Source organism: Rhodopirellula sp. UBA1907, assembly GCF_002337565.1.
Classification (GTDB): domain Bacteria; phylum Planctomycetota; class Planctomycetia; order Pirellulales; family Pirellulaceae; genus Rhodopirellula; species Rhodopirellula europaea.
Genome location: NZ_DDGH01000034.1, coordinates 14,853 through 41,499, shown reverse-complemented (window position 1 = coordinate 41,499; position 26,647 = coordinate 14,853). Strand labels below are relative to the sequence as shown.

General features: G+C 55.7%; 19 protein-coding genes. 7 read left to right on the top strand and 12 right to left on the bottom strand.

Features of this window, described 5'->3' with window-relative positions:
• Positions 1-6: 6 nt before the first annotated feature.
• The 4 genes from B2R17_RS07780 to B2R17_RS07765 form a co-directional block, all read right to left on the bottom strand.
• Positions 7-2,226 (bottom strand): class I SAM-dependent DNA methyltransferase, encoded by a 2,220-nt coding sequence (locus B2R17_RS07780; RefSeq protein WP_339888045.1) that lies wholly within the window; start codon positions 2,224-2,226, stop codon positions 7-9.
• A 15-nt stretch (positions 2,227-2,241) separates the two neighbouring features.
• A complete protein-coding gene (locus B2R17_RS07775) occupies positions 2,242-3,420 on the bottom strand; it encodes a type IIL restriction-modification enzyme MmeI (RefSeq protein ID WP_286763520.1) in 1,179 nt (392 codons plus the stop codon).
• A 97-nt stretch (positions 3,421-3,517) separates the two neighbouring features.
• On the bottom strand, positions 3,518-3,976 hold the full coding sequence (locus tag B2R17_RS07770) for a hypothetical protein (protein WP_286763519.1): 459 nt from the start codon (positions 3,974-3,976) through the stop codon (positions 3,518-3,520).
• A gap of 1,439 nt (positions 3,977-5,415) precedes the next feature.
• Positions 5,416-5,619 (bottom strand): hypothetical protein, encoded by a 204-nt coding sequence (locus tag B2R17_RS07765; protein WP_286763518.1) that lies wholly within the window; start codon positions 5,617-5,619, stop codon positions 5,416-5,418.
• A gap of 430 nt (positions 5,620-6,049) precedes the next feature.
• Between B2R17_RS07765 and B2R17_RS07760 the strand changes: the two genes are divergently transcribed.
• Together B2R17_RS07760 and dinB are read left to right on the top strand one after the other, a co-directional pair.
• Positions 6,050-6,835: an SOS response-associated peptidase gene (locus tag B2R17_RS07760; RefSeq protein ID WP_286763517.1), complete on the top strand. Its 786-nt coding sequence runs from the start codon at positions 6,050-6,052 to the stop codon at positions 6,833-6,835.
• Complete coding sequence (dinB, locus tag B2R17_RS07755; RefSeq protein WP_286763516.1) at positions 6,832-8,022, top strand: DNA polymerase IV; 1,191 nt, start codon at positions 6,832-6,834, stop codon at positions 8,020-8,022. Before B2R17_RS07760 ends, dinB begins: the two co-directional genes overlap by 4 nt.
• 326 nt (positions 8,023-8,348) lie before the next feature.
• Here the strand turns inward: dinB and egtB are convergent, their stop codons facing one another.
• The 5 genes from egtB to B2R17_RS07730 form a co-directional block, all read right to left on the bottom strand.
• Positions 8,349-9,545: an ergothioneine biosynthesis protein EgtB gene (egtB, locus tag B2R17_RS07750; protein ID WP_286763515.1), complete on the bottom strand. Its 1,197-nt coding sequence runs from the start codon at positions 9,543-9,545 to the stop codon at positions 8,349-8,351.
• Positions 9,542-10,537 carry an L-histidine N(alpha)-methyltransferase gene (gene egtD, locus B2R17_RS07745; RefSeq protein ID WP_286763514.1) on the bottom strand — a complete coding sequence of 332 codons (996 nt, stop codon included), beginning with the start codon at positions 10,535-10,537 and terminating at the stop codon, positions 9,542-9,544. Before egtD ends, egtB begins: the two co-directional genes overlap by 4 nt.
• A 189-nt stretch (positions 10,538-10,726) precedes the next feature.
• Entirely contained in the window at positions 10,727-13,543 is a 2,817-nt protein-coding gene (locus B2R17_RS07740; protein WP_286763513.1) for a PSD1 and planctomycete cytochrome C domain-containing protein, read from the bottom strand.
• Positions 13,544-13,550: 7 nt separating this feature from the next.
• Complete coding sequence (locus B2R17_RS07735; protein WP_286763512.1) at positions 13,551-15,242, bottom strand: LamG-like jellyroll fold domain-containing protein; 1,692 nt, start codon at positions 15,240-15,242, stop codon at positions 13,551-13,553.
• On the bottom strand, positions 15,239-15,799 hold the full coding sequence (locus tag B2R17_RS07730) for a sigma-70 family RNA polymerase sigma factor (protein WP_286763511.1): 561 nt from the start codon (positions 15,797-15,799) through the stop codon (positions 15,239-15,241). The genes B2R17_RS07735 and B2R17_RS07730 overlap by 4 nt, the downstream gene beginning before the upstream one ends.
• A gap of 218 nt (positions 15,800-16,017) precedes the next feature.
• Here B2R17_RS07730 and B2R17_RS07725 point away from each other — a divergent pair, with 218 nt between their 5' ends.
• The 5 genes from B2R17_RS07725 to B2R17_RS07705 all read left to right on the top strand — a co-directional run bounded on the left by B2R17_RS07725 (position 16,018) and on the right by B2R17_RS07705 (position 23,745).
• Complete coding sequence (locus B2R17_RS07725; protein WP_008659931.1) at positions 16,018-16,467, top strand: PH domain-containing protein; 450 nt, start codon at positions 16,018-16,020, stop codon at positions 16,465-16,467.
• Positions 16,448-20,578: an ATP-dependent RNA helicase HrpA gene (gene hrpA, locus B2R17_RS07720; RefSeq protein WP_286763510.1), complete on the top strand. Its 4,131-nt coding sequence runs from the start codon at positions 16,448-16,450 to the stop codon at positions 20,576-20,578. Before B2R17_RS07725 ends, hrpA begins: the two co-directional genes overlap by 20 nt.
• A gap of 4 nt (positions 20,579-20,582) precedes the next feature.
• Positions 20,583-21,170 (top strand): TVP38/TMEM64 family protein, encoded by a 588-nt coding sequence (locus B2R17_RS07715; RefSeq protein WP_008659928.1) that lies wholly within the window; start codon positions 20,583-20,585, stop codon positions 21,168-21,170.
• Between the two features lie 307 nt (positions 21,171-21,477).
• Positions 21,478-22,632 (top strand): hypothetical protein, encoded by a 1,155-nt coding sequence (locus B2R17_RS07710; protein WP_339888037.1) that lies wholly within the window; start codon positions 21,478-21,480, stop codon positions 22,630-22,632.
• Positions 22,633-23,238: 606 nt separating this feature from the next.
• Positions 23,239-23,745 carry an RDD family protein gene (locus B2R17_RS07705; protein ID WP_286763508.1) on the top strand — a complete coding sequence of 169 codons (507 nt, stop codon included), beginning with the start codon at positions 23,239-23,241 and terminating at the stop codon, positions 23,743-23,745.
• A 581-nt stretch (positions 23,746-24,326) separates the two neighbouring features.
• On the opposite strand, the gene B2R17_RS07700 is transcribed toward B2R17_RS07705, so the two are convergent.
• The 3 genes from B2R17_RS07700 to B2R17_RS07690 form a co-directional block, all read right to left on the bottom strand.
• The gene (locus B2R17_RS07700) at positions 24,327-24,611 is read right to left on the bottom strand and encodes a hypothetical protein (RefSeq protein ID WP_286763507.1); all 285 of its coding nucleotides are present in this window, start codon (positions 24,609-24,611) and stop codon (positions 24,327-24,329) included.
• Between the two features lie 158 nt (positions 24,612-24,769).
• Positions 24,770-25,186 carry a hypothetical protein gene (locus B2R17_RS07695; RefSeq protein ID WP_286763506.1) on the bottom strand — a complete coding sequence of 139 codons (417 nt, stop codon included), beginning with the start codon at positions 25,184-25,186 and terminating at the stop codon, positions 24,770-24,772.
• Positions 25,187-25,380: 194 nt separating this feature from the next.
• On the bottom strand, positions 25,381-26,514 hold the full coding sequence (locus tag B2R17_RS07690) for an ABC transporter permease (RefSeq protein WP_286763505.1): 1,134 nt from the start codon (positions 26,512-26,514) through the stop codon (positions 25,381-25,383).
• Positions 26,515-26,647: the final 133 nt, after the last annotated feature.

The following is a 26,647-nucleotide window of genomic DNA, read 5'->3' as shown; positions in this document are numbered from 1 at the left end:
CTGACTTCAACCGGCTTTCGCCTGCATCGAGACATACCGGCCATCTTCGATCTGGCGAACGTTTCCAACCGCCGCCAACGTTTCGAGAAGTTCCGCAACGTTGTCTTTGTTTGCTCGCGTGTAGTACGCTGCGACCTGCTTCACGTCAGCCGGCATTCCGTGACGTTGCAAGGCGTTTTGAATCGCCACCATCCGATCCGGCAGTGACTTCGGCCACGGCTGTTTTTTGATCTTGGCTGTCGCCTTCTTCGCTTTCTTCTTGGTTGATTCGTTGTCAAACGCCGTTTGCGTTGCACCGTCCGGATTCTGAAATTCAGGTCGTAGCCAGCGGATCAAACCGCGACTCTCTTCATCGGATCGCTCATGATTGAGGTCAACGAGACGTTGCAGAATCGCTTCGTCTTCAAGGTCGTGCGGCCAGCCATACGCGTCGAGTACCGCGGCATCGAGATCGTCGTGAATCTGTTTGAGCACCGACACCAACCCATGCTCGTGGATCGCCTGCTCTTTCTCATTGAGGGATTCTTCGGACCGCAGCTTTTCAAGCACGTTGTACATTCCAGTCAGCGTTAGTTTCGGGAACTGGCTTTGGTGCTGCCTGCGATGAGCGTCCAGACGCTCGGCTAATCCACCAATGCGATTTTTGGCTTTGCTGTCGGCGATTGGCATCGGAAATGGCTCAAAGCACTTAAGGTTTTGATACCTGGGATCGTTCCCGACACCGAGCCTACCGCCGGCAGCCAGAGACCACACAACGTGAACCTTTGACGAAAGCACCCCGAGAACCGAAGCACTAGCGGATGCTATCGCGATCACCATGTTGTCTGGCATTACATCGATATCGACGAATTGAAAGATGCGGTGCTTTGCTGTTTCTGTAGTCGCAATGAACCTATCAAGCCCCGAAATCGCATCTCTGAGTTCCGGCCTCCATCTTCCAGGCAGCCACCAGTTGTCGCGTATCGACTTGTCGCGGTTCTGATCTCGTTCAGGCTTCACCAGAGTCAGGATGCGTTGAAACGACTTGGGGAAGTCTTCGGCGAGCCTCTCGAATTCGACTCCAAAGAAGTCGATCACCGAAAGACCCCGGTTTTGTTGGACCAGATCTCTTCCGCCGATATATCGCTTTACAACAGCCTCCTCACCCGCAAAGTCGAGGAGTTCGTTCGGTTGAAGCACAAATCCTTTGCCGTGAAGCTTTATTCCTGCAAAACAAATGTTGCTCATGCTCTGTAGCGGCACCGCAGACCCGATGTCAGCACCAACGGTCAAGCTTCCAAGTATTTCACCAACCGATGTTCGGAAAGTATCTCCGCGGACTGCGTGTACATTTCTCTTCTCCGGAACGATGACATGCAGTCGGCCATCGAGATCACCCTTTGCGACTACTGTCATGGATATTCGAACATCGGCTCCACGGGTGGAGTCCACCCAGGGGTGATCGGGGACAGCGAAAACGATCGATACTCGGGAGAGGTTCGCATCGACGACTTTCCGATTGAAGGTCTGCCGAAGGCTGTTTGTTGTGATGAATCCGCATTGGCGAACCCTTCCAGACCCTACAAGCTGAGCCGCACAGTCCCACCAATACATCACGTAGTCGGCTTTATTTGGGATATCATTGTAGGCCGACCACAATGCGTCCGTGTAGCCATTGCCGAGATCTTGTCGTAGCTTCCAGCCACCTATGAACGGCGGGTTCCCAACAATAAATTCTGTTTCTGGCCAACTGACTTTCCGCGGATTGACATAGCGAAGCTCTTCGGTTCTTGCCGATTCATCCGGGATTTGCTCGCCAGTTACTGGATGCCTTTTAGTGGTGCGGCCGTCCCACCTCGTGATTGGTTGGCCATCGGCATCCAAAGCATTTTCAATCGAATCCCAGTCCAAAACGGCGTCGCGGCACTCGATGTTCTTGTAATCTTTCAAGATGGGAATCGGTGGAGTCAACTCGTCCCGGGTGCGTCGATGCCACTGAATAAAACCGATCCACAGAACCAGCTCCGCCAAAGCGGCGGCCCGCGGATTCACCTCGATGCCCAAGAACTGATGAGGATCGATCGTCACCCCTGGCAGAACATCATCGTCGAATCCAGAAAGTGCGTTGACCACCTCACCTTCGAGCTTCTTCATCAACTCCATTGCGACATAAAGAAAGTTGCCGCTTCCGCAAGCAGGATCGAGAACACGGGTTTCGCAGAGCTCGCCATGAAAGTCTCGCAGCAAAGCTATCGCTTCCTTCTACTTTCCGTCGTCGTCCAGCTGGATTGCCGCCGCGTAGGTCGCTGTCCACTTCTCCCGAAGCGGCTCAATGATTGTCGGCACGACAAGTCGCTCGACGTATGCCCTCGGAGTGTAGTGAGCTCCAAGCTTGTGACGTTCAACCGGATCCAATGCACGTTCGAGCATTGTTCCGAAGATAGCCGGCTCGACTTGCTGCCAGTCTCTTTCGGCCGCTTCGATCAGCAACTCCAACTGGTCGCGGTTCAAATCAATCGCGGTTTTGTCACTGAAAAACTTGCCGTTGAATCGCGGAACCTTGTCCCGCAGGACACCGGAAAAACCGCCTTCGTCCATCGCCTTCCAGAGTTCGGTTGCCATCGGGGCGAACTTGTCGGGTGATTCCCGAATCTCGATCAGCATCGCCGTGAACCCCTGGTTGGGAATCAGATCAACGTCCTCGGCGAACATCGTGAATAGACAACGCATCAGAAAACCGGCGACGGCTTCCGGCTCGTGGTTTTGTTCAAGGCTCTTCGCCAGCCTGGCAAGCCGTTCGGCGATGTCGCTTGTGACTTCGGATGTGACCTTGCTTGGATCAAGGGAAAGTGGATCAAGCCAAATCGATCGAAGCAGTTCGCGAACGTCTTCCTGCTCGATAGCTTCAAGCGGGATCCTGAAGTTTTGCGGATCCGGATATGGTTCGTAACTCTTCCCGCTGCCCGTGAAGTCCGCGTAGAGGTCAAAGCAGTAGCCGACATCGGTCACGACGAGGAAAGGTGGCCATTCGCCGGGAATCGCTTCCGCGTAGCTTTTCGCCTGTTCTCGAGCCTTCCACATTGCCCGGTTCCAGCCGGGCGTTCCTCGCGTAGCCGTTCCCTTTCGCTTGGGAGCGTTTTTGGTTCGCGTCGCCAACGCGTTCGCCAATTCTTCGGCCTTCTTCTCGGTTCCCTGCTTGGACTCAAGAACGAAACAGCCCGAACGGTAAAGATCAGCCCAGCCGGGACTGGAAGTTCCATCACCATTGTTCAGCGTGACGAACTTCTCGAAGACGTACCGATCTTCTTCCTTGTTCTGGGTGGTCGCATCGGGGGCCGGCAAATCGAGCAACAAGCAAAGTTCAGTCAGAAACAACTGCGAGTTTGCGGTCTCCGCACCGCCTGAGACTTTCCACTTCTCGACAAATTCCGCCGGTGTCATACCTGAGCCCTGTTTCCATTCAAAAAGACCAAGGGCGCAATTGTATCAGCTCCAGTGGTGCTCGCTATCAGGCCAAGTGGCGTTGCATGCTGGCACGCTACTCCCGGTGAGCATCATTGCCGATCGGAAGCAGACTTAAAGTTTGGCCGATCAGCTCGGCATTCCTGGGGGCGTTCGTGAAGTTCAGCCTTGGCATCGACCGCTCAAGAGCGTCACAGGCTGCAACAACTGCACGCTTCTTTATTTCAGCTGGTTGAACAGCATCCATCGCGGCTAGGCCCGGGAGTTTCACGAATATGGACAGGATTCGATTCGAGCTCTGACCGAACTCAATTCTGAAACTATTTGGCTCGCGGACAGAACTTCCGCGTCTCTCCTTGCCGTCAAGGTAAGCGAACACAAATTCAGCGTTCACTGATCCATCGTTGTGCGACTCGATTGAGAGCTGCACCGCCGAGGGCATTTCAAAGACGCCAGGTGTCTGAGCGAGCTTCTGTGCAACGCGATTTCGCACGCCACGGGACAACACATTGTGAGTCGCTATTTGCATGGTCATCTTGAAAGAATCCCCGAAAGCACAACGCTGGCATCATCCATTATTTCTTCAGCTTTCTTCAACTTCTTCGGACCATTCGACCAATTTGAATCGTCGGTGTCAAAAACGAGAATTCCCCAAACTGTTCCATTGCAGACGATCGGAGTCGACGTGAAGCATGTACTTTTGTGCGAAAGATTGTTGGCTTCTCGCAAGGTCAGCCCACTATTTTTCGCGTAGGCATCGCCATGAAGATCACCGGTGACTCTCAGAGTTTTTGTCTGATACTGCTTGAAATGCGACGCCCGCCACCACGCTTGGCCGGCCGCGCCCGAGCACCCACTCTCTGACTCGCTGTCGAGGTTGAGGATGGTCGACCAATTGCGGTGCGTACTGCAAGATCTGGCACAAATCCCGAGCCAATTCCCCAGAAAGAAAAAGTTGCGGCATCGAAAAAGTGTTAGGCGGTAGACCTTCTTTTCTTCTGGGTCGACTGGGCAAAGACGCTGGAAATAGTGATCGAGCATCGACTGCGCACTTTCTCTTCGGCGAGAATCACTCGCGCTGCTCTTTCGCAAGAACAAAAGCACAAGTGTCAGGACAATCTGACATCCCCCGACGATCGCCGCGACAAGAAGCTTTCTCCCGCGAATTCTATTGGCCAGCCAAGTCGTAGCCTGATCGATGATCCCCGCAACCTCAGGCTCAGTTTGCCGGTGTGATTCTCCATTCAGAACTGGCGGGATGAAGTCCATGTAGATGGATACCGGCGGCGGATCTGCGCGGTTTTCAACAAATCCCAGCAACGCGAAAATCAAGGTCAGCACCAGCGAAATCACGTACAGCAAACCACGAGACCAACGAATGATTAATCTCGATGGAACCTTCCTAGAAAGCCAATTGACGATCCGCCGGGCCTTGTAGTTGGGGTGCTTCCGCAGACTTGCATCTGGAAAGGCAGAACTCGTTTGTTCGCCTGGCTTGGACTCTGAGACTCGAACTTCGCCTGATTGCTCACTTTCTGCTTCCACGACTGGGCGAAGTTCCTAAGTCATTGGGGTGGGTGGGTGATACGCAGTACCGTTTTGGGGATCGCCATCGTATTCATTACTGCGAATCCCCGCAATTCGGTGCATGCCAGTGCGACGCCTTGCAACGGCCAAAAACGCTCGTTATCGTGTAAAACGCTGGAAAACGTGACATTTATGCACGGCTTCGAGATAGTTTGTGATTCCGAAGGTCGGGGGTTCGAGTCCCCTCAGCCACCCTCCGTGATGCTCGGGAATGACAGGCAAATCGCCTCGTCGCGGCTTTAAATTTTGCCGCCTTCCCGTAGTGCATTGACTTTGGATACCGCCAGTCGCCTGGTGCGACACACGTCCTTTGCAATGCCTCTTTCGTGACGCATCACGAGTAGAATGCTCTTCAGGTTGGAATGTGCGACCGATTCACCGAACCGGTCAGCCGCAGACGCGGCCTTCACACATCTCGCCCCAAAACCTGACCAAGATGTCGCGGGCCAAGTTCTCGCGTTCAATGACGGTGAGCTGGAGGTAATTCTTCAGACGAAGCCTGTAGCGACGAACCACTGGCAACAAATATGCGGGCGTGTTCTCCGGTTGCAGCTTCTCAAACGCACGGTGGCACTGCCAAAGTCGATCCACCAGGGGAGCATCACTACTGAGCGCACAACAGCACTCGTACGCGATATGTCGTGGGTGTCTCATCGGATCCCAATCTCCGTTTTCAACGGAAGCATCTGTTCGTGAATTGCTGCCCCACAACGATCATCGAACTGGTATTGAACGCTCGAAACGCCACAAATTAAGTGAACTCTTCGCGGTCGTTCAAGTTGCCTGCGTGAAACCGTATGCTGACTGGTTGGTGATTGCCAACACAGCCTCCGATAAGGGAGGGCGAACCGACAATCGGAGTTCTGATTCTTTGCGTGAGAGGTCTAAACCTCGCCGGCAACGGGCGAACACGCTGATGGACAACGTCCCGAACGATCGTTCTACTGCGATGGGTCGACGACCGTAACTCACGAGCACCTTCGTTGATTTCACGCGAAAAGTCTTCAGAGCTTCAGAGGAAATGATGTGCAATCGATTCAACATCAAAACTGACCTCGCCCATCTGGCTCGATCACTCGATGCCGCTCCACCAAGGCAAATGGAATTTGACGAAGACGTCTTCCCTGGAAAACCGGCACCAACGATCGCGGTCAATCGAGCCGGGGCCATTGAAATTCTTCCGATGGCGTTCGGATTGGTCCCCTTTGGCAAGACACCTGAATCACAGCGTCGCGCACTGACAAACGCCCGCGTTGAAAACCTCGAGAAGTGGCCGTGGAAATCCGCGATCAAGTCACATCGCTGCATCGTTCCGATGACAGGCTTCCGTGAACCTTGCTACTGGGGCGAAACCGCGGGAACCGAAGTCGACTTCACCGTGCCGCCAGACTCGCCGTTATTCGCCGCGGCGATCTTCACTTGGTACCGCGATGAAACGACGGACGATTCTCAAGAAGAAGCACCGCCGCATTTCACGATGTCTTTGATTATGCGTCCGGCGTTGCCAACCGTCATGGAACACGGGCATCATCGATCCCCATCCTTCTTGTCACGTGACGGCATCGAAGAATGGATCGAGCGAGACTCTCGCCCCCTGCAAGATTCCCTGGCCATCCTCAAACAGCACGCGTTTGAACCGGAGCTCTCCGCCACCGTCGCTCGGCAAATGGCGCCCACCTGGACCAAGCGCCAATCCGGAAACGTCGCCAAGAGAGACGAACAGCTCACGGCGATCGAAGAGACCGGACCGCTCGGGATTCCGGATTCGGTTCGCAGTGAGTCCGCCAACGACAACCAACAGGCATGATCCTTCATGTCGACATGGACGCTTTCTACGCGTCCATTGAACAACGCGATCGACCGGAACTCCGTGGGCGCCCGGTCGTCGTCGGCGGCTCCGAAGGACGCGGCGTGGTGACGGCGGCGTCTTACGAAGCTCGCGAGTATGGAATCCACTCCGCGATGCCGGGCAGTCGAGCGATCAAGCTATGCCCGCACGCGGACTTTGTTCGCGGACGCTTGGACCACTACGCCTCGGTTGGCCGAGCCGTCCGGGAAATCTTTCATCGCTTCACGCCCGTTGTCCAGCCGCTTTCGTTGGACGAAGCCTTTCTCGATGTTTCCGGCACGATTCGTTTGCACGGTTCACCTCGCGAGATCGGCAACAACATTCGAGAGACGATCCGGCGGGAGTTGGATTTGCCCGCCAGCGTTGGCATCGCGCCGCTGAAGTTCGTCGCGAAAATTGCCAGCGACATAGGCAAACCAAACGGCTTCGTCGAAGTCCCCGCCGATGACGTTCGTGAATTCCTCGATCCGTTGCCCGTTTCGCGATTGTGGGGCGTTGGCAAGGTAGGGCAAACCAAATTGCAACGGCTGGGTTACCGCACCATCGCGGACCTGCGAGTCAAAGAAGTGGAAGCTTTGAAGTCGCAACTTGGTCGTTGGGGAGAACACCTCTGGGATCTTGCCAACGGCATCGACCGTCGGCGAGTCGTGGTCGATCACTTGGCCAAGGGTATCGGTCACGAACGCACGTTCTCAGAAGACCTCTCTGATATCGAATCGCTCAACGCGGTCGTCAGCTACTTGTCCGAACAAACCGCACGACGATTGCGCCGCGCCCGCCGCTTGGCGTCGACCATCACATTGAAGTATCGCCGTGAAGATTTTCAAACCTTCAGTCGCGCTCGCAAGCTCGCCGCACCCACCGACAGCACACTCGAGATTCTCCAGGTCGCCGAAGAGTTGTTACTGGAAATGCGTTCGCGTGAACCTCGCAGCGTTCGATTGCTCGGAATCTCGCTGGGTGGTTTGACCGACGCGGACGCTCCCAAGCAACTCAATCTGTTTGGTGAAGAAACCGGCGAGAACGCTTCGTCGAAAGTCGACACGCTCAGCGACCAAATCGCCTCCAAGCTGGGCAAACACAGTCTTTATCGTGCGTCCAGTCACCAATGGGTTGACCGGAAAAAAGACAAGCGTCAGTTTTGAATTTGCGATTTTGCAGTCGGCTCTGTTGGCCAACGGCCAACACCAACCCACGCGTTTGAGATTGGACTTGGCCGTTGGCCAATCAAAGAAAAACGCAACTTCAAAACGCGTCAGCCATGATCCCCATAACCTCACGCCGGCCCCATCCGGGGCGGTCGTTTGTTTTCCGCCTTCGGTCTCGGGGCTTCCGCCCCGAGCTACTGAAGACGGCCCCGTCCGGGGCAAGGCAGGTGAACGGCACTGGTGATGTCACCGGGTCGTAGCACAGGTTTCCTTCGCAACGACTCGCCTCGAAACAAAGGTTGCCACAATATCGACCCCGACAATCAATCCAAATCCGTTGCCAATCGGATTCCGCAGAACTGCCAACGCATCGATGGTGGGAAGAAATTTCGATAGGTCAAACGTGCGTGACCTTCCGGCGTGGCAACGGAGCTACCGCGAAGAACTTTTTGTCCGCACATGAACTTCCCGTTGTATTCGCCGATCGCTCCTTCGGGAGCCGCGTACTTCGGATACGGAGCGTAATCCGAAGCGGTCCACTGCCAACGAGAACCAAACGCATCCTTGAACGAGTCACCCGAATTGCGAACGGCGATTTCCCATTCGAACTCCGTCGGCAACCGGTATCCCGACCAACGTGCGAACGCGTCGGCTTCCAGATAACTGACATGGCATACCGGAGCGTACTCATCCACCGGCCTCAAGCCCGCGAGCGTGAACTGGTGCCAACCTTCTTCACCGAGGTGCCAGTACATCGGTGCTCGCCAACCTTCCGATTGCACGGTCGACCACCCCACGGACAGCCAGTACGAAGGATCTTCGTAACCACCGTCTTCGATGAACTCCAAGTACTCACCGTTGGTCACCAACCGATTCGCAATCGCATGAGGCAACAACAGTGACGAGTGTCGAGGCAGCTCATTGTCGAAACAAAAGGGACCATCAGACGAATCATCAAACCCAATCGACTCGACAACGTCTGAAGGGCATTCGATCCATTGCAAATCCTCGACGGGCGAAGATTCGGGCACCGCGTCGGAACTGTAAACGGGATGCAATGGATTGCACGAGAACACATGCAACAAATCCGTCAGCATCAACTCTTGGTGCTGCTGTTCATGATTCAAGCCCGTCCGCAGAACCTCATCCGTCACGATCGAATCACGGTCGGGACGTTCAAGCAATTCGAACATTGCCTCGTCAACTTGGTCTCGATACCGCCAAACTTCCGCCACCGTCGGTCGGGAAAGCAAACCGCGACGATCGCGTGGGAATTGCTCGCCGACCGAGTTGTAGTAGGAGTTGAACATCACCTCGAACTCAGGCTGCTCCGGCACGTAATCCGGCAAATTCTTCAAGCAGAACGTTTCGAAGAACCAAGTCGTGTGAGCCAGATGCCAACGCGTCGGCGAAACATCCGGCATCGACTGAATGACATAGTCTTCCGTTTCCAGCGGCGCACAAATCTTTCGCGAGTGCTCTCGCACTTGCCGGTAAGCATTGAGCATCGAATCACTCACGAGCGAAACATCCCCACGGCGAAGTACTCGTTCGAATCCATCCAAATCTGCTCCCGTTTCCAACCACTCGCGGCGGCCATCTGGGTGAAACCGTCAATCGTGTACTTGTGAGACAGTTCCGTCAAAATGCGTTGTGACTTTGCCAACGTTCGAGATCGTCCGGCCAGTGTCACCTGCTGTTCGCGACAACTTTCCAGGTGCATTTCAATCCGATGATCGCGATCATTGTACAGAGCGACATGTCGGTAGGCGTCCAAATTGAAATTGCCATCGGCGACACGATTCAGGTGCCGCAACAAATTCAAATTGAACAACGCCGTCACACCACGTCGATCATCGTAGGCGGCTTCTAAAACCGATGGATCCTTTTGCAGATCGAATCCGATCAACAAACCACCGCCCGTGCCGACTTGGTTCCTCATCTGAGACAACAATGTCGCCGCGAATGCGGGTCGGAAATTCCCGATGGTCGATCCCGGAAAATAGACCACATCGCGAGATTTGGTCGCATCGGAACTGGGCAATCGAAACGGGCGAGTGAAATCGGCCGCGATCGGAGCGATTCGACGACTCGGAAAATCTCGTCGAAGCTTGCTCGCGACTTGTTCTAGATAATCGCCGGAGATGTCCACTGGAACGTAGGTCACATCGGGATGCATGTGTTCCAGCAACAACCGAGTCTTCAGGCTGCTGCCGCTTCCATATTCAATCAATCGACCCGCGGAACCGATTGCATCGACCATGTCATCGACGCATTCTCGCATGATCGATGCTTCCGTCCGCGTCGGGTAGTACTCGTCCAGCTCACAAATTTCATCGAACAATTCCGAACCAGATTGGTCGTAGAAGTATTTCGACGGAAGCGAAGGTTGATCGCTGAAGAACCCCCGATGCAGTTCCATGACCGAATCGCGGTCGATCAATCGACTGTCGTATGCAACCGCACACTCAGCTCTATTGGCAGCAGCCAATCCAGTGGAAGAAATCACCATGCAAATCCATCAATGAGTGCCAGTTGAGAATGTCCAAATCAGATTACCAGCACGTCTAGTGCCAATGTCGGAGAAATTGCCCTTCGACGTTCTCGTCCGACAATCAGCTCAAAACCCCAACGAAAGAGCCCACTCAACTCCGTTTCCGGCGTGAAGTGGGCTCGTGTGGTTTCGATTGGAGTTCAATGATCAATCGATGAACACAAATTCGTTGGCATTGAACAACACCAAACACATGTCCGCGATCGCTCGCGTTTTGGCATCGACTTCCCAAGGCTTCAAATCACTTTGGTAGTCCTCGAATGATGGCAACCATTCCGTGTATTCAAACGGACGCCCTGAGAACTCTTCCACCAAAGAACGCGTGATCTCGGTTGGGTAGGTCCGAGGTTTCGGCTTGATCTGAGAGTGATACTCGGTCATGTCTTTGACGTAACGCTGCATCCGCTGCATTTGCGAATCAGTCGGCAGACGTCCCAACGTCAATTCGAACGCTCGGTTGATCTGATCGGTCACCTGGTCAGCTTCCCGTTGCAGACGTACCGACATCGCGATCGATCGGTCGGTCATCACGTCACTATTGAGCAACGTGAACGCTTGCGGCGAAACGGAAGCGGCATCGCGAAGGTCCGCTGAATCATTCGGGTTGGGCTTGTTCAAGACCTCGAGGAATGGATCCGCCTGGCCACGCACACGATACGAATAAATCGATCGACGATTTCGCTCTTCCGGAGTTCGCGATGGCTGGTAGGCCGGTGCGATGGAGAACTGAATCATTCGTGGCTCGAGCGCGACTTCCATGTTGATCTCGGGTCGCGCTGGCAAGCCACCAACGACAGGATTCAATTCATCGGTCACGGCGAGCAAGCTGTCACGAATTTCTTCGGCCGTCATCCGTCGTGGTGAATAGCGAGCGAACCAGGTGTTGTCGGCGTCCTTTTCCGCGGATGGATGCTCGGTGCTTCGACGGTATGCGTCCGATTGCAAAATCAGCCGATGCATCGACTTGATCGACCAACCGTTCTTCACAAACTTATCCGCCATCCAGTCCAGCAATTCAGGATGAGTCGGTGAGGCACCTTTGACGCCGAAGTTGTTTGGCGTCGCCACGATGCCACGACCGAAGTGATGTTGCCAAATTCGGTTGACGATCGAACGCGTGCTCATTGGGTTGTCGGGATGAGCAATCCACTTCGCCAAACCCAGACGACGTCCGTTCAACGTATCGGGCAACGCATAAGGGTCATCCTCCGGAGCACCTTCGACGGGCAAACCACAACCGCTCAGCACACCCGGTGTTACCGGATCCCCTGGCGCGGCCAACGATCCACCATTAAAGATGAACGATTCAGGACGCCAATCCTCTTTGATCTTTTCCGGTGCACGCAGTTTCCGAGCGTTCATCCAGGTGTCTTGAGCATTGACGACCGTTTGGACCATCGGCTGATAGCGTTCCAGGCGACGATTCCAAATCCAAACGTCTTGCTCCCGAACCTTCAAACGGCCCTGTTCCATCTCACTCAGTCCAACCGCACGCGGTGGTTTTTCTGCGTCTGGATCGTCCTTCCGGGCGTTCAACGCTTTGTATTCTTTCCCGTGTTCGGCGTACCACTCGCGGGCTGCTTCTTCACGCTGACGAGTCAAACGATCCGCGCGTGTTTTCGCGTAGTCGTACAACGCTTGCGTTTGCTGCTTGCCCTCTTCAAATCCGGCCAAATTCTCTTCGGCCAAGAAAGGAGCTTCCGCCTCAACTGGCTGGGCCGTCGAAACGGCCGAGTACATGCGGTAATAATCTTGCGTCGGCACGGGATCAAACTTGTGATCGTGACACTTGCAACAACGCATCGGCATCGACAAGAACGACTGACCAATGCTGTGCACCATATCATCTCGCAAGATCTGACGTGCTTCTTCCAGAGGCACCATGGCGGTGTCCCAAGGTCCCATTCGCAGGAACCCGGTTGCGATCAAAGCTTCCACGCGATCCGGATCGTCGGCCGGTTTATCAGCATGCAATTCATCGCCTGCAATTTGTTCAATGATGAACTCGTTGTACGGTTTGTCTTCGTTCAAACTGCGAATGACGTAATCGCGATATCGCCAAGCGTTGGAGCGTTCATAGTCGTTTGAAAAACCGCCCGTGTCGGCGTATCGAACGACGTCCAACCAATGCTGGCCCCAACGTTCACCGTAGTGAGGGCTGGCGAGCAATTCCTCAATCAAGTTATTCCAGGCCGCTTCTGAGTCCTTTTCCCAAGCCGATAGGAACTCGCGTTTCTGCGTGGGAGTTGGTGGCAATCCCAACATGTCGAAGTAAACGCGACGAATCAGCGTGTTTGGATCCGCTTCAGGAGCCGGTTCCAAACCGTTTTCACCCAACTTCGCGTTGACGAATGCATCGACGCTGTCGTGTTCGAACTCCGTTTGCCGAGGCAGAAACGCCCACACTTCGTCTTTGTTGTAACGACGATAAGTCCACTCATCGCCTTGACCGCCACTGGTCGCCATCAGCACGCCGTCTTCGTTCTCGGCAACCATCGACTCTTCTTTGCGAATTTCTGCTTGCCGTTCATCGCTTGGCCAAGGAGCCCCAGCGTCGATCCACATGCGGATAATTTCGATTTGCTTCTCGTTCAGCCGGTCGTTCTCTTTGGGTGGCATTTCCAAACCATCCCAATTGACCGCCCAAAAGAACGGGCTGTCTTCGGCGTTGCCAGGAATGATCGCCGCTTCTTCCGACTCACCGCCCCGCAACAACGCATCTCGCGTGCGAACGTCATAGTCGCCTTTGATGTCGTCCGCATCGGTGCCGTGACATCCCAAGCACTTTTCAGTCAGCAAAGGCATCACCTTCAGCGTGAACAAACGCTCGATGTCTTCCGCGGAATGATTGGCATCACCGACCGCATGAACCGTATCCTCGGCGTGCACCAACGCACCACCGTGCGACAGAAACAATCCGCCGCCGATCAGGAGTCCAGCAAATGATGCAGTGAGAACTTGCATCCATGAATCACGGTTTTCCATGTTCAACCATTTCCTTGATTTCTGTGGGGGAAAGAGCGGCGGCAAAAATAGCCAGCTCGTCCATGCTGCCGTTCAAATTTCGAATGGCAAAATGTTCGTCAGGTTCCAAAGGTGTGGACCAGTTCCCGATCGACGCCATTCCAATACGAGTGGTGCGAACGAGTTGATGATCGGGGATGCGGTCCACACTCAGGACATCCCCATTCAAATAGTGAGTCGTCGTGGCATTCTCGACGTCGTACACGACCGCCAAATGCAACCATTGACCGCTGAGCGACGGGTTCCAAAACGATGGTGACAGCGCGACGTGGTGCGGTGGCCCAACACTCGGTTGGTCTTCGCTTGCTTCGGTGGATGCTCGAACGGAAAAATGAATCTCACCGGTGTCGAGGATCTGCCAGTGAGGCTCGCCGAGCTGATAGCTGTCCGTCAAAAACAGTGAGTTGTACCAACGATCCAAACTGTCGATGCGAACCCAAGTCGCCATCGTCAGCGATCCAAATTCGCCGGGCACGTTGACACGAACCCGGTCACCAGGACGCTTGAATTGCAACGCGGGCTTGGCGTCCCATCGGCCTTTCGTCACGGTGGCTCCAACAATCGCGCCGTCCAAATCCTCGTTTCGCGGAACCGTGTCATTCGACAGGAATCGCTGACCTTTCAGCGGCGAATCCATCGCGAAATAGGCGATTAATCGCGGATCATTTCGAAGGCTTTCGCTCGCCTCGCGCCACTGTTGATAACGTTGATTTTCTTGCGTTTCCGCGAGACGTTGCAGTTCCGCCGCATCGACAAATCGCTCGGGCGTCATCGGCAAATCAATCAATCCGATGCCAACGCCACTTCGACGTTGTAGCGATTTCCCGGCTCCGACCAATTGCGGCTGATCTTCATCGACTTGCAATTCGACTTCGCCATCGAAGACCTGAACGTTGGAACCTTCTTCGGAAACTTCTAAACCGAATTCCGTACCAAGATCGACCACCTTCATGTCATTCGTTCGCACCACAAACCCTCGTGCCGCGGGTGGCACCGCCGCTCGGATGCGTCCGCGATGCATGATGGCTTCGGCGGCCGATACCAATTCCATTTCAGCGGGTCCGTGAAGAACAACCGTCGCGCCGTTCAGAAACTCGATTTGAGCCCAACCCGATTCCAAACGAACCGAGCCAGGATTGAGAGCCGAGTTGACGCTAAGCGATTTTGAATTCGTTCCAGACGCGTCCCGAATCACCGCATCTCTCGCGTTGACCAACTGAGTGACAACTGCGACGCCGGATGACGTGGGCTCGCTGGCCGACGTGCGAGTATTCGTTGCCGCGGTCTCGGCGACAGGCGCGGAAGGACGTGTTTCCAATTGCACCCAGCGGAACGTGACCGCAATCAATAACGCGGCGGCCGAGGCGATCACCCACCGATAGATTTGACGTTCGGACCAAACGCCTTGATTGGCTTTCGCGGGAACAATGCTTTCTGCATGAGCAGAGCTGGACTCGGTCTTCGGTGGCGTTGAAGCTCCCTCTTGCAGCGCGATGGTCATCATCTGCCAACGAGCGAACTTGGCACGCGTCTCAGGATCTCGCCGCAGCAGTTCGTTCAACTGTTCACGATCGGCGGAATTGAGCGTTCCTTCTTCACTGGCCAGCAGAAACTCTTCGATGGTTTTGGATGAACTCAAGAGGCACCTCCGGTTGCCAAGCGACGTTCAATGCATTCGGCCAACTGTCGTCGGACTCGCATCAACGTCACGCGGACGTTCGAGCTTCCCTGACTCATCGTGTTGGCGATTTGATCGATTGTTTGCGATTCGAAATATCGATTTTGAATCATCTGCCGTCGTTTCTCGGGCAAGGAATTCAGACACTCCGAAAGGGCCGACTGGATGTCTTGCAAGCGTTCAGCTTCGGTTTCCACTTCCGTTGAAACCAGTTCCGCAACATCTGCGTCGAGCAAGGACGGCGCTCTTCGTTTATCACGCAGGTTGGAAAGCACCTGCAAACGAGCGATTCCGAACGCCCATGGCAAGAACGGTTTGCCGACCTGGTAGTCCGATTTGCGTCGCCAAAGCACCAAATTGGTCTCCTGCAGCACATCAGCCGCCCGATTCGCGTCGCCCATTAACGACTGGATGTACGCCCCGATTCGAGGCTGGTACTCCGTCACCAACTGCACAAAGTGCTCCTCCGCCGATTCGGCGGTCAGGCGATTTGCGGCGGGATGGGAACGATCGGTCATGAACAGATTTTAATGGCGGGCATTGCGGTCTCACTAGCAATTGCGGCGAGATTCCGGTTCGTTACAGAAAACTGAAGATTTTTCGTGCAGTTGTTCCCAAAATGGCAGATTTCGCGGTCAAAACCCCGAACATTGGTGGCAGAACGGCTCTCTGAATTGGCAATCCAACGCAGCGTGCCTCCGGTCAACAAAACCATTCCGGCTGGTAAACTGCTCGAATGAGAAACACTGCCCCGCTCGTCTACCCATCCGCCGTCGATCGATGGCTGCTCGTTCTGCTGCTCGCCCCGATCTTCATGGCCATCGCGTTCGCCGCGTATTTGTTGAACGAAGGCCGCGCCGACGAGGCTGGCACGATGATCCTGATGGCCGCCGCGATCGCAGCGGTGACCGGTGTGTTCACAATCCCCTGCCGCTACACCTTGCTGGACGATGCTCTATCGATTCGCTGTGGATTGATCTGCTACCAAGTCGCTTACGCCGACATCACCGAAGCGATTCCGTCATCGACTTGGATCAGCGGCCCGGCGATGTCACTGAAAAGGGTGATTGTTCGCACCGCCAAACGCGATCACATTCTTTCCCCCGAAGAACGAGAACGCTTCATCGAGGAATTGATGGACCGAGTTGCCCGATCGATGGATCCAAGTGAATCAGAAACCAAGTAGCCCGCTGAAACCGCACAGTCCCTCTCTGCCCAGCGACGTCGAACTTCCTCCTGTCGACCTCGCATCGACGGAATCTATTCCAAACGGCGAGAGCCCCGCGGGCGAGGATCAGGCCAACGGTGCGACCGGTCCAGCGGATCCGCCAATCAAGATCGAATACCCGAGCGATTTGCCGATCACGGCCCATCGCGACGCGATTGTGGACTTGCTCGCCGAAAACCAAGTCCTGGTTGTGTGCGGCGAAACGGGCAGCGGCAAAAGCACGCAGCTTCCCAAGATGCTGCTTGATGCTGGCTTGGGCGAACACGGCATGATCGGCCACACCCAACCCAGACGTTTGGCCGCCCGCAGCATCGCGACTCGTCTGGCGGAGGAAACCGAAACCAAACTCGGTGGAGCCATCGGTTACCAAGTCCGCTTCGGCGATCAAACCAGCGATCGCACCAAGATCAAGCTGATGACCGACGGGATTCTGTTGGCGGAAACCCGAAGTGATCGCGACCTGCGAAACTACAGCGCCATCATCATCGACGAAGCCCACGAGCGGTCGCTCAACATTGATTTCTTGATGGGATACCTGCGGCAACTGATCGACCGCCGGCCTGAATTGAAAGTCATCATCACCTCGGCAACGATCGACGCCGAACGTTTTGCTGAACACTTTGGCACCTACTGCGAAGAAGCCGCCAGCGACCCTGACAATGAATCGAACGTCCTCCCGGCTCCGATTCTGCAAGTCGAAGGCCGCGGCTACCCAGTCGAACTGCGGTACCTTCCTTGGGAAGAAATCGCCGGCGAAGACGCCGAGATCGACGGGCGTCACTACGATCTTTCGCGTCACGTGATCGGCGGTCTCGATTCTCTGTCCCGAGACGGCGGCGGCGACACGCTGGTGTTCTTGCCCACCGAACGCGACATTCGCGAAGTCAGCCATCGGGTTGCCGGCCACTACAAACGCATGGGGCTGACCAACCGAGTCGAACTGTTGCCGCTGTACGCCCGGCTGCCTCAATCGCAACAACAAGCGATCTTTCACCCCAGCGGCAACAAACGCCGAATCATCTTCGCGACCAACGTCGCGGAATCCTCGCTGACGGTTCCCGGAATCCGATACGTGATCGATTCGGGAACCGCTCGAATCAGTCGCTACAGCGCACGAACCAAAGTCCAGCGATTGCCCGTCGAAGCAATCAGCCGCGCCAGTGCCAACCAACGTTCCGGTCGTTGCGGTCGAGTCGGCCCGGGGATATGCGTGCGTTTGTACAGTGCGGAAGACTTCGAAACTCGCGACGCCTTCACGACTCCCGAGATCCGACGAACGAACCTGGCCAGCGTCGTCCTGCAAAGCAAAACGCTGCGTCTTGGTCGGTTGGAAGAGTTCCCGCTGATCGATCCGCCCCGTTCCGAAGCCATCCGCGAAGGCATGCGAACGCTACATGAACTCGGTGCAATCGACGAAGACAAGGAGCTGACGGAAATTGGCTGGCAACTCGGCCGTCTGCCCGTCGACCCTCGCGTCGGTCGCATCCTGATCGCAGCCAAAGAGATGGGCGTGCTGCCGGAAGTCTTGCCCATTGCCGCAGCGATGGAAAATCCCGATCCTCGCGACCGTCCGCCGGAAAAACGTGCTGCCGCCGATGAGGCTCACTCGGCATTCAAAGATCCCGAGAGTGATTTTCTTTCGCTGCTGAGACTGTGGCGTTTCTACGACACGATGCGCAGCGATCACAGTCGAGGAAAACTCACGCGAATCCTTCGCAAGAATTTCTTGTCGCCAACTCGAATGCGAGAGTGGTCGGACGTCTATCGCCAACTCAAAGAGATGGCGGCCTCGATCGGCGAAGGCAAACGTCGCTCGAAGAACAAGTCGTCAAAATCACGTGGCTCCGTCGGAAAGATCCGCTATGCCGAATTGGATCCCGCCAAAGCCGACCAAGAACAACCGGTTGTCGATCAGGATAAGTACGCTCTGATCCATCAAGCCCTGATGACGGGCTTGATATCTGGCATCGCAATGGCGGGTGACAAGAACGAATACACCGGTGCGGGCGGACTGAAGCTATTCCTGTGGCCCGGCAGCGGAATCTTCGATGCCAAACCGAAATGGATCGTCGCAGCCGAGTTGGTTGAAACCGCCAAACAGTACGCTCGGACGTGTGCGAAAATCCAACCGGGATGGATCGAGGCCGTTGCGCCGCACTTGCTCAAAGCATCTTACAGCGACCCGCACTGGAGTCGCAAAAGCGGCGGAGCGTTCTGCTATCAGCGCCAATCTTTGTTCGGTTTGCCAGTCGTCGTTCGCCGCCGCGTTCCGCTGGCACCCATCGATCCGGCCACCTCGCGAGACCTGTTGATCCGGCACGGATTGTTGGAGAACGAATTGCCGACGACCGCGAAGTTCGTCCGCCACAACCGACGCTTGATCGAATCGATTGAAAAGTTGGCCGCGAAAACTCGCCGCCGTGACTTGGTGGTGGACGACTATTCCTTGCTGTCTTTCTATGCGTCTCGATTGCCAGAAAACGTGTGCGATCGACCGCGTATGGAAAAGTTCGATCGGCAAAGACCGACGCCGGCTTGGGTGTCCAAACTGAATGACGACGTCGCCCTCGCGGCTTGGTTGGCGGATCCACCACCCGAAACTCCCGACGAGGATTCTGAGTCAACGCCGTACCTCCGTCCACAAGACATCCTGTCCGTCGACTCGGTCGCGATCGCCGAGGACGCTTACCCCGACGAATTGGCCGCGGGGTCATCGCGTCTGCCGTTGCAGTATCACTTCCGTCCCGGAGCCGAGGACGACGGGGTTCACCTGACCATTCATGAGGCCGCACTCCCGCAAGTCAGCGACGATGCACTCGGTTGGCTGGTGCCAGGTCTGCTGGAACCCAAGGTCATCGCGATGATCAAATCGTTGCCCAAGCGATTGCGTCGCAACTTGGTTCCCGCCGCCGACGTCGCGGCCCGAGTCGTCGCAGAAATCTCCGACAAACGCGACCAAGTCCCATTCATGCCGACGCTGTGCGAAGCATTGACGCGGCATGCGGAAGTCCGTGTGGTCGAGTCGGATTTCCAAGACGAAAAGCTCGAGCCACACCTGCAGTTTCTCGTCAATGTCGTCGACGACACCGGCAACGTGATCGAGAAAACTCGCGGGGTCGACGCTGTCAAAGCCAAGCTCGGCTCGCGCGTGATCGACGATGCCGAAGTCGCCGCTGCCGCCAGCGGTCCAGAAGCGGACTGGTCTCGCGACAAAATGACGACGTTCGAACTGGACGTGTTGCCTCGCGAGGTCGTTCGCAAACGTGGCGGAGTTCAAGTCGCCCAGTATCCCGGACTGGTTGATCAAGGCGACTCGGTCTCGACCAAGCTGTTCTCCGACGAAGCCACCGCGGAAGACGCTACCCGGCTCGGCATGATGCGACTGTTTGCAATCGCTTGCCGAAAAGACTTGCGTGCCCAAGTTCGCCACTTGCCCGCCCTCGCGGAAGCCAAAATCAAACTGGCACCGGTCATCTCCTCCACCGTCATTGAACACGCACTGGCTGACCTGATTGTTCGAGTCGCGTTGGTCGAAAGCCAACCGGGTCGCAAGATGCCGGTGGTTCGAAAACGAGCCGAGTTCGATGAACGCATCCAAATGGCACCGCAGCGAATCGGCGAAGCAACCCAAGACATCGCCGGATGGCTGGGCAAACTGACCGACGCCTACCACTCGATGCGTTGCCAGTGGGAAGAATCCAGCTCCCCGAAGATGAACGACGTTCGCGCGGACGTCATGCAACAAATCGAATGGTTGGTGGCAGATCAATTCGTGCAGTGGACACCATGGCAGCACCTGCAACATTTGCCTCGTTATTTGAATGCGATTGCGTACCGATTGGACAAAGCCACCAGTGCCGCTTCGCGAGATGCCGACAGCCGACAATTGATCGATCGTTTATGGCAGCGCTGGCTGAACGGTTTGCCGGAAGACCGCCGGGATCCCAAATCACAATGCACCAGCGAATTCCGTTGGCTGATCGAGGAACTCCGTGTCAGCCAATTCGCTCAGCCCCTCGGCACCGCGGTGAAGGTGTCCGAGAAACGCTGCGAAAAGCTGTTAAGCTGATCGCATGTCCCCCGCCGATCCCGCCGAAGAACACCCCACCGGCAAGAGCCAACCACTCTGGAAAAGCGTTTTTCGCGTGGCATTGCCCATCGTTTTGCTGGTCGGATGCTGGTTCGCGTTCCAAACCAGTGGTGACGATCTGCGAGCGATGCACCAGCGTCTTGGCTGGATCGCTCCGGTCGTCACGGTGCCGCTGCACGCGGTGATCGCGGCCGCCCCGGTCCCATCCGACGTGATCGTAATCGCCAACGGAGGCCTGTACCCCTATCCGTTCGCCGTGCTGCTTGGCTGGTTGGGCTGGTTCCTTGGATCGACGCTCGAGTTCCTAACCATCCGTCTATTGACTGGTGTCGAGTCCGCCGAAGACGCTCGCCAGAAAATGCCAACATGGTTGTCACGCTGGCCCGCCGGCAGCCCTTGGTTCCTGGTCCTCGGTCGGCAAATCCCCGGCGTGGGCGCTCACCTGACCGCTGGGGTCGCCGCTGCGGGCGGAGTCTCTCTCAAGCGATACTTGCTGTGGACCGCGGTTGCCATCGTTCCCGGCGCTCTGCTTCTCTCCGCGATCGGTGCTCACCTGCTCAGCAGTGCTTGACCACCCGGCACTATCAGCCACGCGTACACCAAAGATGCTCCCGGCGGCAATCTCGACGGCTTGCAACTCAAGCGAGTCGACTTCTACCGATCACCGCTGGGCTTGATCGACTTTCGCCCAATGATGAAGCGATTTCGAGCAAGCGTCACAGCGTCCTACCAGCCGATCAGTCGCGGACAGATACGCGGCAGTGCGTAGATCCACCCATCTTCACCGCCTTGTTCAAGATTGTTTTCACTTTCGCGTTTACGGAACACAGCTTGCATTCACTGTCTCCCCAACAAAGACGCATCCGGGGCATCCCCCATTGGACGTCGCGAACGTTTTGAGCGTTTCGTCGTCCGTGCCCCATCACCCCACAACAAAGGAAAACAACATGAGAAAATTCATCAACTCCGCCGCGTTCTTGGGCTTCGTCGCAACAGGCACGATGGCAAGCGCACAGGGTGTTTTGAACAACGCCGCGACCCAAGCTGGCAATGCAGTCAGCCGAGCCGCTGGCCAAGCCCAGAACATCACTCGCGGAGCCGCGGATGGATTCCGCAACCGAGTCGATGACGCTGCAGCCAGCTCATCCATTCAGTCCAATGGAATTGCCAACAGCCGAGCAAATCAAAACGGAAACGTGTACTCAGGCCAGGGCATCCGAGCCAACGTGGGCCAGAACGCCACCATCAATGGACAATCGTTCAACCAAAACGTCGGTGCAAATGCAGGCGTCGGGTACCAGCACCACAACGGCTACTCCAACCACGGCAACGTGCAATATGGTCACGGCCAAATTGGACATGGGCAAACAGGACATCACTTCCGTGGTTCGCAGGTCGGCACGACTCACCATGCGGGAACCACCTACCATCATGGCTCGGTGAATCACTATGGTTCCACCAGCCAAGGTGTCCACACGCTACGCCATGACGCCAGCGGCCGAGAGTACATCTGCGTCTCCGGACAACGAATCTATTTCGACGGTGCAACGAACGCAAACACGACCGGTAGCCAAGAACAGTATCAAGCTGGCTATGGAAATGCCGATCAAGACTACGCGGCACCCCCGCGAAGTGGTCAATCGGTCGATGGCAAAACCACAGAAAATCTGGACGCGGAAGTCGACGGTGCGGTTCAAACGAACCAATCCGCTGATACCGACCTGAACGGTGACCGTGACGTGAATGCCAACGCTAACCTTCAAACGGACGCTACCACTCAGTCGCGTGCTTCCGCTAACACAAACAGCGAAGCTAACGTGAACGCCGACGCACGAGTCGATAATCAAACCGATGCAAACGTTGTTGGCGAAACGCGAGCGAACGCTGAGTCCAACGTGGACGCTGGTTTCACACCCAATGGAGACGCTGGTGCTAGCACCGAAGTCAACTCAAACTTGAACGGTGCAGCTGGCGACACTGGTGTGGACGCCGGTGTTGACGCTGCTGCTGACCTCGGCGGTGCGATCAAATAATCTCAACGGCAAAACGTTGCCGAATTGATCAAATGATTCCCAGGACGCCCGGAAGCTCAAGCGAGCCCCGGGCGTTTTTTCATGGAATCTTCCCAAATCAATTCGTCCGCACCGGCATCCGTTTGGCCCCACCCGCCAGAGAAATCCTCGAAATCAGAGCATTCAGCCTCCACGCGGCGATAGATCGTGCGGCAATTGACAACCAACCTGATCTTTGACCAATCAATTGGGTTATCATCTCCATCGTCGCGAACCAATTCGCGGAGAAATTGGCTGTTCCGGATGGAAACTTTCCCGGAACCAAAACGATGGGAATGATGATCGATGAAATTGAAATGCCCGGGTTGTTCCAAACTGCTCCAAGTTCCTGACACGGCTGCGGGCAAGACCGTGAAATGCCCGTGCGGCAAGCAGCTCCGAGTGCCCGCCCCCAAGGGAGCAGCTCCGGCCGCCGCCGCGGCACGGCCAGCGTCAGCATCCGCAAGGCCCGCAGCTCCGGCGCGGCGGCCTCAACCGGTTGCCAGTCCCCTCGGTGCCGACGCTGGTCTGTTCGATGAACTTACCGAAACCGACTTGGAGCCCGTCACCGTCGCTCCCAGACCCGGCATGGCTCCCGTTTCAACCAGCAGCGGTCACAATCCCTACGCGGCTTCGCTGCAAGATGGAGGAGATGCCCCGCAAGGAACTACAGGAAACTATGCCTCGCAAAACAAACGTTTTCTAAATTACTTCCTCGATGGAATCTTCCTTCCAATCTTCATGGGTGCAGGCAGTATGCTAGTTGGCCTAATCGCTCCCCTGATTCTTGGAAGAGAACCGAACGAAACAAAACTGGGCATCCTTGTCGTGCTCGTCTACTCCATGTTGCTTGCAATGTTTCTTATCTACTACGCCGCATTCGAGGCCATTTTTGGTGCGACGATTGCCAAGTTCATTACACGTACTCGGGTGGTATCCGTCGATGGTGGCAAAGCTGGATTCGGAAAGATACTCGGTCGCTCCCTTGCCCGAATGCTACCTTTTGAACAGTTCTCATTTCTCTTCGGTGACAAACGCCTCGGATGGCACGACACGCTTTCGGGCACACGTGTGATCGACATCAGCAAGTCATGAACGAATAACAAACAGCCTGCGCCATTAAAGCCGCAACGTTGCAAGCTTGCCGAATCAATGGATGAGACGGCCAGCCTCAACCAAACATGGTTGCGACTGCGTCAACACGCGATTCAAACACGAGACCAGGGTCCCAGGAGTCCAGGCCGAGGCAACCAAAGCAGCAATCCGACGAACAAAACGGCGCTGATGGTCCAGCGGCAACACTATGTTGCAACACAGTCCAGCCCTCCTGCAATCAGCCCACACTGGATGAGTGTTCGATTAGCGAAGATCAGTGTTCAGTACAGTTCTGTTCCTGAGGAACACTGATCTCCGCTAATCGAACACGAATCAGTTTCTCATATGACCAGCTTTGGCGATCTTGACAACTCACCTAGCGGCGGGTTTCTACGACTCCGCCCTGAACGAAGCGACCGATGCCTGAACGACAAGAGTTTGTACCAATACCAGCGCCCGTTGCCAAACAAACGAAGGTACGCCGAAGGCCTAGCGTAAAAACCATGTTGTCGGACCGGTGAATCGGCATTCCGTGTTCCATTGGTGGAGGCTCGCAAGCCCGAAGCATAAAAACGGGTCATCTATTCCATGATCTTGCCGCACCAGAGAAAGTCAGCGAACATCCGCCAACTCGGCTCGGTCTCCGGGGGCGATAGTGGACGCTCGGTGAAGTACTCGCAAGCCGCGTAGAGAAACGACGGTATGTCACCGTTTTGCCAATCGTGAGCGCCACCAAGGCAGTACCGTGTGGGGTCATTACGTTCCAGTTGTTGTGCCGACTCTCGTTCGGTCGCCAACGCATGAACAAAGGCAACAAAGGTGTCGCGATCACGAACGTCCTCCAGCAGGTCGTGCAGTTGCGACATTGGTAAACTGAGGTCCGACAACGGAAGTTTTTTACGACACCGCCCTAAACGAAGCAGGCGATGTCTGAACTAGGGAAATTGTAACAAGGCCATGCCCCGTTGCCAAAGAGCCAAGGTGTGCCCGAAGGGCCTCAGCGTAAAAACCATGTTGCACGCTGTTACACGGGTGAATCGCCGAGAAATGCGACCCTGATTTCGTAGTATTCGTCCACTGATTCGACGAAACCATTTTGCCCGGCACACACCTGACAGTCATCCTCGAAGACGATGGGAAGATAAGTAAAGGTGATCCCACTGGAGCCATCGAGTGTATCCATCACGCCGCCCACGTAATCAACGAGGCTACGGTTCGCATGCAACTTTGAAGCGTAAATCGTCAGGTCCAAGCCAATTGGACCGAAGTACCAAGCACGTCCCGCCATCGCAGCGACAGCGGCAGTACGCAACGCGACGAAGGAATCGTAACGGGGGTGCTCAACATTACGGATTGATTCTGAGACATCCTTGTACGGAGGAAGTCCATCGACGCGGAAAGCGATCGACTCGCCAGCAAGCGGTGCGGAGCGAGATGGCAATGGCCCGGGATCGTAGGGGAGGAGGTCCATTCTGGAGGCGTACAACGAGGATCTGGGCGATAAGGTGTCGTCCATGTTGGAAAGAGACGTAGTTCGTTTCCGCGATGATAACATCGGACGGTTTCTTATGGGACTCGCGGGTAGCTTCTTTGCAACGAGGCAACCCAACCCAATTCGACTGTTTTGGATCTATCTCACGTTTGACGCAACGCACTGACGATCGGGACGGTAGCGGCTTGGATCGCGGGAATGAATCCCGCAAGAACTCCGACCACAACTGATACCGCGGTTCCCGTGACCGCCAATCCTAACGATGGTCGAAACGCGATCGTGGCTCCCTCGGCTCCGATCGCGAATCCACCGAATCCGAGAGCGGTGAGAGCGAGCGATGTTCCAGCGACCCCGCCCACCACGCACAGAATGATACTTTCGGCCAGCACCAAACGCATCGCACGGAGCGGACGCACGCCAACGGTTTGCAAAACCGCGTATTCCTTGATGCGGTCTTGGACGCTCATCACCGTGGTCGTCGCAACCAACGACAACACGAGTGCCACGCAGGCGTAGCCCAACCAATGAGCGAACCCAATCAAGTCCACCAAATCGGATAGCGTGCTGGCTTGGAAGGCTCCTTTCCGACGAGTCTTCGTCGCGACCGCACCAGCCCGCAGTTTTTGATCGATCGCGGCGGCCACGCGATCAGGGTCGGCCGTGTCAGTCAGCATGACTTCGTGCTGAGTCACCAATCCGGCCGCATCCAAACCTCGGGTGTATTGAAGGAATTGCAGACTGGTGTAGATCAAGTTCTCTTCCGATGGCACGTTGGACTCAAAAACTCCCGCGACGCGAACCGAGATTTCGCCGATCGTGAATTGATCACCGACTTTCAGTCCTCGCCGCTGAGCCACATTGCGGCCGACAATCGCGGCATCGCGAGTTGACTGGAACTGCTGCCAATCCCCGCTCGTCAATTTCAAAGGACGGGTTTGCTGGATTTGTATCGGGTCAGCTCCATTGAAAACCACAATGTCGAGACTGGCTCGGCAGTTGTTCGTCCATACCTGAATGGGCATCACGTCGCGCACACCCGGGATTTCCGCGATCACTCGTTCATAGTCCTCCGGCAAACGACTGCTCGTTGGACAGAACCGGTTCTCTTGGAACACGATCAAATTGCGATCCGCGTCGGAACCCGTCGTCAGCCGATGCAGGCCTTCTTGAACGGAACCCACAAAGCAGAACACAAACATCGCAACAGCTGCGCCAGTCACGGTCAGCAGCGTCCGCGTGCGGTGTCGCCAAAGCGTTTTCAATACATAACGAAACATAATCTCCATCCAAATTCGGAAGCCCCAATGTGGCATAGGCTTCCAGCCTGTGATTCTGCACCAAGTAGCTGATGCCACCTATCGTTCAACTAAGCAACGCGTGAACAACAAGTGACGATGTTAGCGGTGTGGC

Excerpts from the sequence above, each read along its gene's own strand:
- egtD (WP_286763514.1), bottom strand. The coding sequence starts at position 10,537 with ATGGTGATTTCTTCCACTGGATTGGCTGCTGCCAATAGAGCTGAGTGT.
- B2R17_RS07725 (WP_008659931.1), top strand. The coding sequence starts at position 16,018 with ATGAGAAACACTGCCCCGCTCGTCTACCCATCCGCCGTCGATCGATGG.
- B2R17_RS07690 (WP_286763505.1), bottom strand. The coding sequence starts at position 26,514 with ATGTTTCGTTATGTATTGAAAACGCTTTGGCGACACCGCACGCGGACG.
- B2R17_RS07730 (WP_286763511.1), bottom strand. The coding sequence starts at position 15,799 with ATGACCGATCGTTCCCATCCCGCCGCAAATCGCCTGACCGCCGAATCG.
- B2R17_RS07760 (WP_286763517.1), top strand. The coding sequence starts at position 6,050 with ATGATGTGCAATCGATTCAACATCAAAACTGACCTCGCCCATCTGGCT.
- B2R17_RS07715 (WP_008659928.1), top strand. The coding sequence starts at position 20,583 with ATGTCCCCCGCCGATCCCGCCGAAGAACACCCCACCGGCAAGAGCCAA.
- B2R17_RS07705 (WP_286763508.1), top strand. The coding sequence starts at position 23,239 with ATGGCTCCCGTTTCAACCAGCAGCGGTCACAATCCCTACGCGGCTTCG.
- B2R17_RS07700 (WP_286763507.1), bottom strand. The coding sequence starts at position 24,611 with ATGTCGCAACTGCACGACCTGCTGGAGGACGTTCGTGATCGCGACACC.
- B2R17_RS07770 (WP_286763519.1), bottom strand. The coding sequence starts at position 3,976 with ATGACCATGCAAATAGCGACTCACAATGTGTTGTCCCGTGGCGTGCGA.
- B2R17_RS07740 (WP_286763513.1), bottom strand. The coding sequence starts at position 13,543 with ATGCAAGTTCTCACTGCATCATTTGCTGGACTCCTGATCGGCGGCGGA.
- B2R17_RS07775 (WP_286763520.1), bottom strand. The coding sequence starts at position 3,420 with ATGACACCGGCGGAATTTGTCGAGAAGTGGAAAGTCTCAGGCGGTGCG.
- dinB (WP_286763516.1), top strand. The coding sequence starts at position 6,832 with ATGATCCTTCATGTCGACATGGACGCTTTCTACGCGTCCATTGAACAA.